This is a genomic window from Rhodococcus sp. 06-1460-1B (genome assembly GCF_002258475.1).
Lineage (GTDB): Bacteria > Actinomycetota > Actinomycetes > Mycobacteriales > Mycobacteriaceae > Rhodococcoides > Rhodococcoides fascians.
The window spans coordinates 55217-68340 of record NZ_NOYS01000013.1; the positions used below are offsets into that span (position 1 = coordinate 55217).

14 protein-coding genes and 1 riboswitch are annotated in these 13124 nt (G+C 66.3%); of the genes, 9 read left to right on the plus strand and 5 right to left on the minus strand.

Going from position 1 to position 13124, the window contains the following annotated elements:
• Nucleotides 1-45: 45 nt before the first annotated feature.
• Nucleotides 46-471, plus strand: coding sequence for an HIT family protein (locus tag CH268_RS04680; protein WP_027495798.1), 426 nt, complete (start codon nt 46-48; stop codon nt 469-471).
• A 10-nt stretch (nt 472-481) separates the two neighbouring features.
• Here CH268_RS04680 and CH268_RS04685 read toward each other — a convergent pair whose 3' ends face one another.
• The gene (locus tag CH268_RS04685) at nt 482-1006 is read right to left on the minus strand and encodes a winged helix-turn-helix transcriptional regulator (RefSeq protein WP_032371363.1); all 525 of its coding nucleotides are present in this window, start codon (nt 1004-1006) and stop codon (nt 482-484) included.
• 74 nt (nt 1007-1080) lie between these two features.
• Between CH268_RS04685 and CH268_RS04690 the strand changes: the two genes are divergently transcribed.
• On the plus strand, nt 1081-2463 hold the full coding sequence (locus tag CH268_RS04690) for an MFS transporter (protein WP_094662654.1): 1383 nt from the start codon (nt 1081-1083) through the stop codon (nt 2461-2463).
• Here CH268_RS04690 and CH268_RS04695 read toward each other — a convergent pair.
• Both CH268_RS04695 and CH268_RS04700 read right to left on the minus strand, forming a co-directional pair.
• Nucleotides 2446-3102 carry a response regulator gene (locus CH268_RS04695; RefSeq protein WP_094662656.1) on the minus strand — a complete coding sequence of 219 codons (657 nt, stop codon included), beginning with the start codon at nt 3100-3102 and terminating at the stop codon, nt 2446-2448. The two genes, CH268_RS04690 and CH268_RS04695, sit on opposite strands and share 18 nt — an antisense overlap.
• Nucleotides 3099-4763: a sensor histidine kinase gene (locus tag CH268_RS04700; protein ID WP_094662658.1), complete on the minus strand. Its 1665-nt coding sequence runs from the start codon at nt 4761-4763 to the stop codon at nt 3099-3101. The genes CH268_RS04695 and CH268_RS04700 overlap by 4 nt, the downstream gene beginning before the upstream one ends.
• Before the next feature lie 169 nt (nt 4764-4932).
• Here CH268_RS04700 and CH268_RS04705 point away from each other — a divergent pair, with 169 nt between their 5' ends.
• The 3 genes from CH268_RS04705 to CH268_RS04715 are packed head-to-tail and all read left to right on the plus strand — an operon-like array spanning nt 4933 to nt 7864.
• Nucleotides 4933-6318, plus strand: a complete 1386-nt coding sequence (locus CH268_RS04705; RefSeq protein WP_094644414.1) for a CitMHS family transporter — start codon at nt 4933-4935, stop codon at nt 6316-6318.
• A 35-nt stretch (nt 6319-6353) separates the two neighbouring features.
• Entirely contained in the window at nt 6354-6764 is a 411-nt protein-coding gene (locus tag CH268_RS04710; protein ID WP_027495792.1) for a universal stress protein, read from the plus strand.
• Nucleotides 6761-7864, plus strand: a complete 1104-nt coding sequence (locus CH268_RS04715) for an AbrB family transcriptional regulator (RefSeq protein WP_027495791.1) — start codon at nt 6761-6763, stop codon at nt 7862-7864. The genes CH268_RS04710 and CH268_RS04715 overlap by 4 nt, the downstream gene beginning before the upstream one ends.
• A 5-nt stretch (nt 7865-7869) precedes the next feature.
• Here CH268_RS04715 and CH268_RS04720 read toward each other — a convergent pair whose 3' ends face one another.
• Nucleotides 7870-9282 (minus strand): sensor histidine kinase, encoded by a 1413-nt coding sequence (locus CH268_RS04720; RefSeq protein ID WP_255182294.1) that lies wholly within the window; start codon nt 9280-9282, stop codon nt 7870-7872.
• Nucleotides 9279-9986 (minus strand): response regulator transcription factor, encoded by a 708-nt coding sequence (locus CH268_RS04725; RefSeq protein WP_094662725.1) that lies wholly within the window; start codon nt 9984-9986, stop codon nt 9279-9281. The genes CH268_RS04720 and CH268_RS04725 overlap by 4 nt, the downstream gene beginning before the upstream one ends.
• Before the next feature lie 97 nt (nt 9987-10083).
• Between CH268_RS04725 and CH268_RS04730 the strand changes: the two genes are divergently transcribed.
• The 4 genes from CH268_RS04730 (at nt 10084) to CH268_RS04745 (ending at nt 13092) form a co-directional block, all read left to right on the plus strand.
• On the plus strand, nt 10084-11088 hold the full coding sequence (locus CH268_RS04730) for a permease (RefSeq protein WP_094662660.1): 1005 nt from the start codon (nt 10084-10086) through the stop codon (nt 11086-11088).
• Nucleotides 11085-11819, plus strand: a complete 735-nt coding sequence (locus CH268_RS04735) for a TIGR03943 family putative permease subunit (protein ID WP_094662662.1) — start codon at nt 11085-11087, stop codon at nt 11817-11819. The genes CH268_RS04730 and CH268_RS04735 overlap by 4 nt, the downstream gene beginning before the upstream one ends.
• Before the next feature lie 45 nt (nt 11820-11864).
• Nucleotides 11865-11928, plus strand: a riboswitch (guanidine-III (ykkC-III) riboswitch).
• A gap of 13 nt (nt 11929-11941) precedes the next feature.
• Nucleotides 11942-12256, plus strand: a complete 315-nt coding sequence (locus CH268_RS04740) for a DMT family transporter (RefSeq protein WP_027495786.1) — start codon at nt 11942-11944, stop codon at nt 12254-12256.
• Nucleotides 12257-12288: 32 nt separating this feature from the next.
• Nucleotides 12289-13092 (plus strand): hypothetical protein, encoded by an 804-nt coding sequence (locus tag CH268_RS04745; RefSeq protein ID WP_027495785.1) that lies wholly within the window; start codon nt 12289-12291, stop codon nt 13090-13092.
• Nucleotides 13093-13124: the final 32 nt, after the last annotated feature.

Genomic DNA, 13124 nt, shown 5'->3' on the forward strand with positions numbered 1-13124 from the left:
CTGCGGAGTGACCAAGAGGCACAGCTCATAAGGCATTCTGTTCCCATGGCTTCTATTTTCAGCAAGATCATCGCAGGTGAGATTCCCGGACGGTTCGTCTGGCAGGACGACGACGTCGTGGCGTTTCTGACGATTGCCCCCGTCACTCAGGGTCACACGTTGGTGGTTCCGCGTGCGGAGATCGATCAGTGGCAGGACGTCGACGGTGCCGTGTTCGCCAAGATCACTGCCGTCGCGCAGATCATCGGTCAGGCTGTCAGGACGGCGTTCGACGCGCCCAGGGCCGGCCTGTTGATCGCCGGCCTCGAGGTGCCGCACCTGCATCTGCACGTGTTTCCGGCGTACGACATGGGCAATTTCGATATCTCCGGTGCGGATCCGAACCCGTCCGCGGAGTCACAGGACGAGGCTGCCGACAAGCTTCGAGCAGCGCTACGCCACCTCGGGCACGAGGCTCACGTCCCCAACTGATGCGGCTCGCTCAGCGCAGGGGTGCCAGTAGCCGTCGGCGCGTTCGTAGCTGCGTCGATACCGCGTCGGATCGGTTGTCCGGGTCGTAACCCGGTCCGATGTCGGTGTCGATGTCGTGCGGTCCCGGCGCGACGGCGCATTCGGGGCACATTCCGAGCGGTCCGAGGTCGGTTCCGCAGGGTGCATGGAGAAATCGTCGACGCCTCCCCGCGGGTTTCGCGTTCTGTTCCTCACCCCAGTAGCTCAGGGCGTAGACGGCCGGCCACAGTCCTTCGAGGGCGTGCGTCGGGACGTAGTCGTCGTGGCCGCCGCCGTGGGCTCGGGCTTGCCGGTCGAGCAATCCGGCGTCGACCAGGGTGCCGAGCCGTTGAGCCAGAACTGCCTTGGAAATGTCGAGGTGGACCTGGAAGTCGCCGAAGCGTCGGACCCCGAAGAAGCTGTCGCGCACGATGAGCATGGTCCAGCGCTCGCCGACGAGTTCGAGCGCGCGGGCCAAGGGGCAGTCCTGGCGGGCGTAGTCGGTTCCGAGTGCCATGCCTCGATCGTACAGTCTGTTGACCGAACCAAGATGGCCGTTTACAGTTCGATCACCAGACCAGAGAGACGACGATGACCGACACTGCACCCACGCCCGCCGGCACCACGAACGGCACCCGCGCACTGGCCGTCGCCGCATCGGGCACCTTGTTGACGCTGATGGCGTTCACCGCTCCGCTCGCGACGATCAACAGCACCGCGCTCGACTTGATGTCGGACGCAGCGGGTCGGACCTGGATTCTGAGCTCGATGAGCATCGGCCTCGCCGCCGCGTTGCTCACCACCGGCACCGTCGCAGACGACTTCGGCCGTCGCCGCACCTTCGTACTCGGAGCAGCCGTTCTGGCCGTCGGCGCAATCGTTTGTGCCGTCTCTCCCAACACCCTGATCTTCGTCCTCGCCCGCATCCTGCAAGGCCTCGGCGGTGCCGCGGTCGTCGCATCGAGCCTCGGCATCATCGCGCACACGCACCCGGCCGGGCCGGTGCGCGCCAAGGCCAGCGGAGTTTGGGGTGCCAGCGTGGGGGCCGGTATCGCGCTCGGCCCGCTGCTCGCCGCGCTCCTCGACCGGTGGGCCAGCTGGCGTGAGGCGTACGTGGTCCTCGCGATCGCCACTCTCGTGCTCGCCGTCGTCGCGCAGCTGCGCGTCGAAGAATCCATGTCCGACGCCCCGCGCGGCCTCGATCCGGTCGGCGCGGTGCTGTTGGCCACGGGCATCGGCGCGCTACTGGCCGCGCTGGTCGAGGGGCGGCAGGGGTGGACCGCCATGACTCCCATCGTGTTGTTCGTTCTCGCCGTCCTCCTGCTGCTGGCCTTCGTCGCGCTCGAATTGCGCAGTGCGAGCCCGATGCTCGATCTCACGTTGTTTCGGCATCCACCGTTTCTCGCCGCCACGGTCGCCGCTCTGGCCACAGGCGGCGGAATCATCGCACTGATGTCGTACATGGCCGGGTTCGTGGGCACCGCGCTCGGCATCGATGCCCTCGGGGCAGCAATTCTGCTGTTCGCGTGGTCTGCGACCTCGGTCGTCACCGCCCTGCTGGCTCGGCGAATCCCGGCCGCCGTCAGCGGCCGCACCCAGCTCGCCGCCGGCCTGATCGGAGTGGCATTGGGCATGCTGATGTTGACGGGCCTCGCTGCGGACGCCGGCTGGCCTCGGCTGCTGCCGGGACTGCTCGTGGCGGGCGTCGCCAGTGGCGTCCTCAACGCCGCGCTGGGACGCGAGGCCGTGGCCAGCGTCCCGCCCGGACGCGGCGGAATGGGCAGCGGGGCCAACAACACCGCGCGCTACGTCGGATCCGCGGTCGGCGTCACCGTGGTTGCGGTGGTTGCCGTGCCTGCCGGCGATCATGCCGCGGCCGCTCTGGTTACGGGGTGGAACACCGCGGCTCTGCTCACCGCGGCCATTTCGCTCGTCGGAGCTGCGGTCGTGGCGATGTCACGCACCCGGCGGTAGCGAGTACTCCTGCTCGGGACGCCCGGTCGATCCGTACCGCAGTTGCATTCGCAACCGACCCTTGGACACCAGGGTGGCCAGATACCGCTGGGCCGTCGCTCGCGAAATGCCGATGGCCGCAGCAACTTCTCCGGCCGACATCGGCTCCGCCGTTCCGCGCACCGCGTCGAGCACCAGGTCTCGGGTGACCGACTGCGAGGCCGGTAACGGAGCCGCGGCGCGCGGGCGGAGGGCGTCGAGCCCACCGTCGATGTCCGCCTGAGTCAGTTCGTCCGAACGATCGAGCGCGCCGCGGTAGCCGAGGTACCCGGTGAGGCGATCGACCAGCGCCGAGCGTGGAAACGGCTTGATCAGATACGTCCACGCGCCCGCGGTCATCGCCGAGCGCACCGTGTGCTGATCCGCAGCAGCGGAGAGCACCACCGCGTCACACGGCAGCTCTCGCACCAGGTCGATACCGGACCCATCCGGCAGATAGACGTCCACCAGTGCCAGGTCGAACGACTGTGTCGTCAGCAGCTCGCGTGCCTGGGCGATACTCGTCGCCACTGCGGCCACTTCGTACTGGTCGAGCGAATTCACCAGTGCCGCATGCAGATCTGCGACCCGGAAGTCGTCGTCGACGACGAGAACTCTCATTGCGTCACCTCTTCGATCACTAGTGCATCGGGAATCGAGGCGATGAACACTGCGCCTCCGCGATCGTTGTCGGCCGTGATCTGCCCGCCGGCATCGGCCAACGTCACTTCGCCGCCTCGGGTTCGCGCGATCTGTCGGCTCAGTGCCAGTCCCACACCTCGGCCACCCGGCGTATCTGCCGTCGACTTGGTCGAGACTCCCTCGACGAACACCTGCTCGGGCGCCAACGCAACGCCGTCACCCGAGTCGACGACGACGATATGCAGGGTCGAATCCTCCTGCACCAGCTCGACTTCCACTTCGGCAGGTCGACGTGCACCGAGCCGTGCTGCGTCGATGGCGTTGCCGATCAGGTTGCCCAGCACGGTGGTGACGTCCACCGGTCCGACCAGTTCTCCACCGACCCAGGTGTTCTCCCCCAACACCAGTCGCACGCCACTCTCGCGCGCGTGTGCCGCCTTGGCCGTGAGGAAGGAACGTAGGTAGGCGTCGGAGACCGCATCGATGCCCTCGACCGCCTCCGATCTCGGTCCGACACCGAGAATCTCGTCGATGTACTCCGACGCCCGATCGGGGTGGCCCTCGTGCAGCAGCCCACTGACCAGATGCATCCGGTTCGCGAACTCGTGTCGCTGGGCGCGCAGCACCGCGGACATCGACTGCACCGCGTCGAGTTGACGCGTCAGCGCCTCCACGTCCGTTCGATCGCGCACGGTGAGTACCGTCCCCAGATCTCGATTGTTACGCAACACCTTTCGCGCAGCCGCGATGACGACGACCTCGTCGACGGCCGCGAGTACCGGCTCGCCCGTCGGCATCTCGATGACCTCGAGCAATCTGGGTGTCAGACCGATGTCCTCCACGCGCATTCCCGGCTTCCCCTCGATCGAGAGCAAGGTGCGCGCCTCGTCGTTGACGACGGTGACGATGCCGTCCGGATCGACGGCCACCACGCCTTCGCCGATGCCGTGCAGCACCGCCTCCTGTTCGCGCACGAGCTCGGCGAGTTCCTCGGGTTCGAGGCCCAGGGTCAGCCGCTTCCACCTGCGCGCCAGCAGGATCGAGCCCAGCACACCCAACAGCAGGACTGCTCCGGTGACCAGTGCGCCGTTGATCAGATCCTTCACCAGCTCGGTTCGCACTGCCGTCGTGGAGATTCCGACGCTCACTTCGCCGATCACGACGTCTGCCGAGCCCGGAGCCAGGATGGGCACTTTGGCACGGACGGAGTCGCCCAGTGTGCCGCGTTGGGATTCGACGACCTCGTTGCCCGCCAACGCCCCGGACGGATCGGTGCTCACCCGTTGCCCCAGGACGGTCGGATCCGGATGTGCCAGGCGCAGTCCCCGGTCGTCGGTGACGACGACGAACAGTGCGTCGGTGCGCTCCCGGGCGCTTTCGCCCGTCCGTTGCAGCGCACCGCCTGCCAGCACTCCGGCCGGCGCAGCATCGGTGCCCGCGGTGTCCGCGGCCGAGAACTGCCCCACGAGCGAACGCACCTCGGGGTCGGAGGCTACGGTCCGCGCGACCGCGAGTGCCCGCTCGCCGTACTCCTCGCTGGCCTGTTCGCCGCTACTGATCGCGAATACTCCGAACGCCACTGCCAGCGCGACCGCAACCAACGCGGCCTGCAGCAGCAGCACTTGAGTCCTCAATCGCACCAGCCAAGGCTAGAGCGAGAGCTGCTCGAGCACAATGCGCAAAAGGCTCTTTACGTTGCTTGCGCGGGTAGTGCGCACAACGGCGAACATGTGATGCCGGTTACGTAACTTCAGTCACAACACGTAGTCCAACCGGACCCACCTCACACATTTCGAGAAGGAGTGCACGATGTTGGTGATACTCGGCTTCCTCATGGTAGCCGCCTTCATGTTCTTGATCTTGACCAAGAGAGCCACGCCCGTCGTCGCACTCACCCTCGTCCCCGTCATCTTCGGTCTGCTGGCCGGCGCGGGACTCGGCATCGGTGACATGATCACCGACGGCATCAAGTCCCTCGCTCCCACCGCGGCCCTGCTGTTCTTCGCCATCATCTTCTTCGGAATCATGATCGACGTCGGACTGTTCGACCCACTGGTGCGCGGCATCCTGCGTGTCGTACGCAACGACCCGATGAAACTCGTTGTCGGAACGGCCATTCTGGCCATGGTCGTCTCGCTCGACGGCGACGGCTCGACCACCTTCATCATCGTCACGTCCGCACTGCTGCCGCTGTACCTCAAACTCGGTGTCAGCCCGGTCATTCTGACTGTCGTCGCCGGACTCGCCAACGGCACGATGAACATCATCCCGTGGGGCGGCCCGACGGTTCGCGCTGCATCCGCTCTGGGAATCTCCCCGTCCGACGTGTTCGTTCCGATGGTTCCGTCGATGATCGTCGGCCTGATCATCGTGCTGCTCTTCGCCGTTCACCTCGGCATCATGGAGCGTCGACGCATCGGCAAGCTGATCTACGAACCCGAGCTGGTTGCATCCGGCGGTGGTGGAAGCATCCGCAAGGGCGGTAAGGGCGGAAACGGATCGGGCGCCGGCGGTTCGGACGGCTCCGGCGAATCGGGTCAGTTCTTCGACGGTCTGGACCCCAATCGCGACACGCTGCGCCCGAAGTTGCTGTGGTTCAACGCTGCTCTGACGGTCGTTCTCCTCGTCATCCTGGTCATGGACATTCTTCCCATCCCGGTGCTGTTCATGATCGCTGCCTCGATCGCGCTGACGGTCAACTTCCCGAAGGTCAAGGAGCAGGGCGACGCGATCGCTCGGCACTCGTCCTCCATCGTCTCCGTCGTCGCCATGGTGCTCGCTGCAGCAATCCTGACGGGCGTCTTCCAGGGCACCGGCATGGTCGAGGCCATGGCCGAGTGGCTGCTCAACGTCATCCCGTCGGGCATGGGCCCGTACCTGGCCGTCATCACCGGCATCCTGAGCATCCCGCTGACGTTCTTCATGACCAACGACGCGTTCTACTTCGGCATCCTGCCGGTGCTCACCGAGACCGCAAGCAAGTACGGCATCGACCCGGTCGAGATGGCCCGCGCCTCCATCACCGGTCAGCCCGTCCACCTGCAGAGCCCGCTGGTTCCGGCCATCCTGCTCCTGGTGACCCTGGCCGGAGTCTCGCTGGCCGATCACCACAAGAAGGTGTTGTGGCGAGCGGTGGTCGTCTCCCTCGCAATGCTGGCGGTCGGCATCGTCCTCGGTCAGATTCCGTTCGGCTGATCCCTCACCCCCACCTTCCTGAAAGAGACACCGTCATGACTGTTGGCGTACTGCACAACAATTCACCCGAGGGCCGCGCAGCACTCGCGGCCGCCGTTCGAGAAGCTCGGATCAGAGAGACCGATCTGGTCGTCCTGCACGCACTGTCGGGATCGGCCGAGCCGTCCGCCGAGGCAGGCGAAACCGCTGCGGTCTCCACCTCAGTAGAGACCGCCTTGGCCGACATCGACAACGCCGAGGCCGTGGCCTGGACCGTGGCGGTGGGTCGCCCCGATCCCGACGCCGTGAACACTCTGCTGACTCTGGTGGAGGAGCAGAAGTCCGAGATCCTCGTCGTCGGCTCCCGGCACCGCTCGGCAGTCGGCAAGTTCCTGATGGGACAGACGATTCAGCGCCTGCTGCTCGAAATTCCGGTTCCGGTTCTACTGGTCAAGTCCGGAGCGTGAATGTTGCCGACAAGGTGACGACCGTAGTGCGGCACAGCCTCCGATGGATCGGCCTCGCGGCCGTATCCGTCGGGGGCTGGGCCCTTTTCGCGAGTCTGGGCCTGACCGCGCCGTCGCTGTTCGCCGCACTCGTCGTCGCCGTGGTGTTCGCATTGACCGGGTTGGGTCCGGCCGCGGTCCCCCGTCCCGCGTCCATGGCAGCGCAGGGCACGCTGGCGGTGACGATCGGACTCATGCTCGACACCGACACCCTCGCTGCGCTGGGAGAGAACTGGCTTCCCGCGGTCACCGTCGGGTTGGCAACCCTGATCGTCAGTGCCGGCTGCGGTGCCCTGCTGGCACTGCACCGCGACGTCGATCCGGTGACCGGAGCACTGTCTCTGATTGCCGGTGGCGCAACAGGTCTGGTGTCGGTCGCCCGCGAGCTCGGCGGTGACGAGCGCATCGTCGCCGTGGTCCAGTACCTTCGCGTGGCGTTGGTGGTCGTCACGATGCCGTTGATCGTCACCTTCGCCTTTCACACCGACACCGGTGGCACGTCCGGTAGCGACGAGGCGTCGACGACACCGTGGTACATCGGCACGGCCTTTCTGATCGGTGCCGTCGTCGTCGGAATCCTGCTCGCGAAAGCGATCCGACTCCCCGCCCCCGCCACGCTCGGACCCTTGATCGTCGCCGGAGCCTGCGAGCTACTCGGCTGGCCCGTCGACATCGCCGTCCCGGAAGTCCTACTGCCGTTGGCGTTCATCGTCATCGGATGGCAGGCGGGACTTGCCTTCACCGTCGCCAGCCTGCGGGCCATCGGTCGCATCTTCCCGTGGGCCGCGCTGCTCGTACTCACGATCGGTCTGATCTGCGCACTCCTGGGCTGGGCGCTGTCCGCCGTCACCGGAGTCAGCATGTTGACCGGTTATCTCGCGACGACGCCCGGCGGACTGGCCGCAGTGCTCGCCGTGTCCGCGACGACGGGATCTGACGTCACGTTCGTCGCCTGCGTTCAGGTGATCCGGCTGGTGTCGATGCTCGTGGCCGCGCCCCTCGCTGCTGCCGCGTACACCAAGATCGCCGAACGCAAGAAGGATCGGTCCATGGCCGGGTGAGCAGATCAGTCTGCAGCCCTGGGTAGTTCGACCCGGAACGTTGCACCCGCGCCGGGAGTACTTCGCGCGTCCACGGTCCCGTTGTGGGCGGCGACCAGGGCTGCGACTATGGACAGGCCGAGCCCACTGCCCCCGCTCTCACGGGTCCGGGACGAGTCGGTGCGATAGAAGCGCTCGAAGACGTGAGCTGCTTCCTCCTCACCCAGCCCAGGGCCGGTGTCTTGCACCTCGAGTACCACCGACTCCTCGGTGGTGCCCACGCACACCGTGATCGACGCGGACTCGGGCGTGTGCCGCACTGCGTTCCCCACGAGGTTGGCCAACACCTGACGCAGCCGGGCATCGTCGCCGGCGACCTCCGGAATACCTGGTCCTGCCGATACCTTCAACGAGATGTCGCGTGCGGGCGAGACGGCCTTCGCATCATGCACGGCATCGGCGGCGATGGTGAGCACGTCTACTCGACGTACCTCTAGGGGACGCTGGGCATCGAGTCGCGCGAGCATGAGCAGATCCTCGACGAGCAGTCCCATGCGCGCCGATTCGCCCTCGATCCGCGTCATCAACAATGCGATGTCGCTCATCGCCCCCTGCCGGTACAGCTCGGCGAATCCCCGGATGGTCGTCAGCGGAGTCCGCAGTTCGTGGCTGGCGTCGGCGACGAACCGGCGCATCCGATCCTCGGACGCCCGCGCCGCTTCTTCCGAGGCGGCGGTCGCCGCGAACGCCCGCTGTATCTGCGAGAGCATTCCGTTCAATGCCGCCGACAGTCGACCGACTTCCGTTCTCTCACTGCGGTGGGGCACCCGCCGGTGCAGATCGCCTGCGGCAATCGCAGCTGCCGTCGTCTCCACCTCACGCAACGGCCGCAAGCTGCGCCGCACCACGAAGTACGCCACCACACCCAACACCACCAATACCGCTGCTCCGATGTACAACTGGAGCACCATCAGTCGGCTGACGGTCTGCTGATTGGGACCCAGCGGAATTCCCACAGTGGTGGATCCGTCACTGTTGGTCACCGTCAACACGCGCCACTGTTTCCCTGGGTCGCTCTCGGAGCCGACCGTCGTCGGGCGATCGGCGGTGACACCGGATAGATCCGGAACACTTTCTGCCACATCGTTGATGGGTCCCCGTACGGTGCCGTCGTTCGCCACGGACCGGACGTAGAAATTCGACGGCGGGCGACCAGGATTGGGCTCGCCGATGGGTGGAAGTGGGCGGGAGTCCGGTTGCGCCCAACCCCGAGATGCCTCGACCAACTGCTGATCGAGGCGACGCATCAACGACGTCTCCAACGAGGACGTCACCGCGACACCCGATGCCAGCAGTCCGAGCCCGACCAACAGCAGCAGGGCAGCAACCAGAGTGAAGCGCAGCGGGATGTCCCCCAGCCGTGAGCGGAGGCCGGTCACCGCGGCTGCCGCATGACGTAGCCGACGCCCCGCAACGTGTGGATCAATCGGGTATCGCCCGTGTCGACCTTACGACGCAGATACGACACGTACGACTCCACCACTCCCACCTCACCGCCGAAGTCGTAGTGCCACACGTGATCCAGAATGCGGGGCTTGCTCAGCACCGTTCCGGCATTGACCATGAAGTACCGCAGCAGCGTGAACTCGGTCGGCGAGAGCGAGACCGGCTCGCCTGCCTTCCACACCTCGTGGGTGTCGTCGTCGAGTTCGATGTCTGCGAACGCAACTCGGGACAATTCGGTCTCCTCGGTCCGACCGGACCGGCGCAGAATCACCCGGAGGCGGGCCACCACTTCTTCGAGGCTGAACGGCTTGGTGACGTAGTCGTCCGCGCCGAGCGTCAGACCGGTCACCTTGTCTTCCACGGAATCTCGCGCCGTCAGGAACAACGCCGGAGCATCCACTCCGTCTGCGCGCAGCCTGCGCAGCAGACCGAAGCCGTCCATGCCCGGCATCATGACGTCGAGGATCAGTGCCTCGGGCCGAAAGGTACGCGACTTGTCCAGGGCCTCGGGGCCGGAGGACGCCGTCGCGACCTCGAATCCCTGGAACTTGAGACTGACCGCCAACAGCTCGACGATGGTCGGTTCGTCGTCGACGATCAGTACTCGCGCTTCGGGTGTCTCGCTCACGGTGTCCATCATCGCGCGGGTTGCTGCTCGTCCGCTGGACTCTCGCTGTGAGGTTGCTGTGAGCCCCGAACGAGAGGGGCCCGAAGAGAGGGCATGATGGAGCGCGATGCACCCTGCGAACACCGATCGCCGCACGAGGCGCAGGCCGACGGTCACTTCCATGCACGTATTCGCAACTCTGCTCATGTTGGGCATCGTGACAGGTCCGTACCTTGCCGAGTGGGTCGCCGCCTCCCCTGCCCTGCGAACCGGAGCCACCGTCTTCACCGGGATCTTCGTACAGGCGACGCCGTTTCTGGTGCTGGGCGTGCTCGTCAGCGGCGGCATCGCCGCGTTCGTCTCCCCGGCCGTGCTTCGACGCGTGGTCCCGAGAAACGAGCCCGCGGCCGTCGGTGTGAGCGGACTCGCCGGGATGGCATTGCCCGGGTGCGAGTGCGGTGCTGTTCCCGTCTCCCGGCGGTTGATGGACCAGGGAATGCCGACGTCGGCGGCTCTGGCATTTCTGCTGTCGGCACCGGCGATCAACCCCGTCGTTCTCGTGTCGACTGCGGTGGCCTTTCCGGGTGAGCCGGCGATGGTTCTCGCCCGGTTCCTCGCCTCGCTCGCCACGGCCGTGGTGATGGGCTGGCTGTGGACGCGGTTCGGCAAGGCCGAGTGGATCACCGCGCGGCTGGCGGATCGGGGTCACGATCACGGAGGCTCGAAGTGGGAGACGTTCCGCGAGTCGGCTCGCGCAGACCTGCTGCAGGCCGGGGCGTTTCTGGTGTTCGGTGCCGCGGCGGCCGCGGCCCTGCACCTGGTGATTCCCGATCGGGTATACGAGCACCTGGCCGGTCAGCTGCTGCTGGCCATCGTGGTGATGGCCGTATTAGCGGTTCTGCTGGCGCTGTGTTCGGAGGCCGACGCGTTCGTCGCGGCCAGTATGTCGATGCTGCCGCTGCTGCCGCGCCTGGTCTTCCTGGTGGTCGGCCCGGCTGTCGATCTGAAGTTGATGGCGATGCAGGCGGGCAGCTTCGGGCGCGGTTTCGTCGTCCGGTTCGCACCACTGACCTTCGTCGTGGCGATCGTGTGCGCCTCGGTCGTCGGCGGATTCCTGATCGGCGCGCGATGAAGCGCGAAGTGCAGAACGTCCTGCTGTTCCTCTTCGGCGGAGCGATCGTGAAGATCTCGCTCGACGGCAGTTTCGTTCGGTACGTCAAACCGTCACTGCATCCGTATCTGCTGATCGCGGGCGTTCTGATCGTCGTCCTCGCGGCAGCCTCGATTGTTGCCGACATCCGGCGCGGTGGGCCGACGGACGGCCACGATCACGACGCGCGCCCGTATTGGCTGCTGCTCGTGCCGATTGCGGTGATCCTCCTCGTCGCCCCGCCCGCGCTCGGTGTCTCGGCGGTCGGCGACCGATCCGTGGACGCCGTCTCGACCCACGAGAAGACACCCTTCCCGCCGTTACCCGACGGGCAGGCACCGGACGTCCCGTTGCTCGACGTCGTGCAGCGGGCCGTCCGAGATTCGGAGGACAGCCTCGACGGCCGGGAGATCAGTGTCACCGGATTCGCCGTGGCGACCGCGAACGGTGGGTCGCCGGGCGTCGACGGCACGACCGACGGTCTCGACCTCGCCCGTGTGCTGATCATCTGCTGCGCGGCCGACGCGCGGTCCATCCGAATTCACCTGGACTCGAATTCGACTGTCCTCGATGATGTTCCGGACGGAACCTGGCTGCAGCTCACCGGCACCGTCGACGCGTCGACCGCGACCGAAGCCACCGCCTTCACCCCCACGATGACGGTCTCGACGGCCCGGCGCATCGACCCGCCGACGAACACGTACGCGTACTGACACCGGAAAATTCGCGTCCCCGCCGAAGAAAAATTGGTACCGTCGTACAGGTCACTTCCGACAATCGGACGAGGCGCGCCGTACCCGAACAGCGACAAGACGGTGCCGAGAGGTGATTTCTCATGGCATGGCTGATTCTCGTCGTTTCCGGCGTTCTCGAAGCGATCTGGGCGACTGCGCTCGGTAAGTCCGAGGGCTTCTCCAAGCTCGGGCCATCGGTCGTTTTCGGTGTCGCAGTGGTGCTCAGCATGATCGGTCTCGCGGTCGCGATGCGGTCGTTGCCCACCGGAACCGCGTATGCGGTGTGGGTGGGCATCGGTGCCACCCTTACCGTCGCGTACGCGATGATCACCGGTGCCGAAGCAGCGTCGTTCCTCAAAGTCGTACTTCTGGTCGGCATCGTCGGCTGCGTTGTGGGACTGAAGGTTCTTCACTGATTTTCCCGGCTACAAGCAGTTACAGTAAAACGATGAACTGGGTGTCAGCGATCACACTGCCCGCACGGGCCGGCTTGGCCATCGCCGAGCAGGCGATCGGCGTCGCAGAGGTCGCATTGGCGACCACCAGGATGGCGTTGGCCACCGGCGCGTCCGGCACGGCCGGAGTGGCGTCGCTCGCCAATCCGCGCGGCGGCACGATGCAGCTGCTCACCCAGCTCGGCCAGCTCACCTCTGACGACCGCGCGTTGGGCAACGCCCTGAAAGAGGGCGGGCCACTCGACCGCCTGCTCGCCCAGGGCGGCGTCGTCGATCGACTCACGTCCGAGGACGGCACGCTCGAGCGCCTGCTGTCTCCGGGTGGGCCGGTCGAACGCATTCTCGCTCCCGGCGGACCCTTGGACCGACTGCTCGCCGAGGACGGACCGCTCGAACGGTTGCTCGCCGAGGGCGGTCTACTGGACAGGATCACCGCCACCAACGGCCCCCTCGAGCGCCTGACGGCGAAGGACGGTCCGCTCGAGGTGCTGACGCGTCAGGACGGTCTGATCGAACGGGCCATCGCGGAGAACGGCATCCTCGAGACGATGTTGGCCGAGGACGGTGCCGTCGAGCGTCTGACGGCCAAGGGCGGGCCGCTGGACCAGTTGGTCAAACTTTCCGAGACGCTGACGTCCGTGGCTCCGAACATCGAGCGTATGAGTATCTCGATCGACATCCTGCAGGATTCCGTGGAGATCCTCTCGGCGGCGGTGCATCCACTCGGCGAGCTGGTCGGCCGGCTGCCGAGCCGCTGGCTCAAGAGCGGTAAGCAGTCGGTGCACGAGCTGCACTGACGGGCCGCAACTTCGGCGCTTCGCCGAGAGTC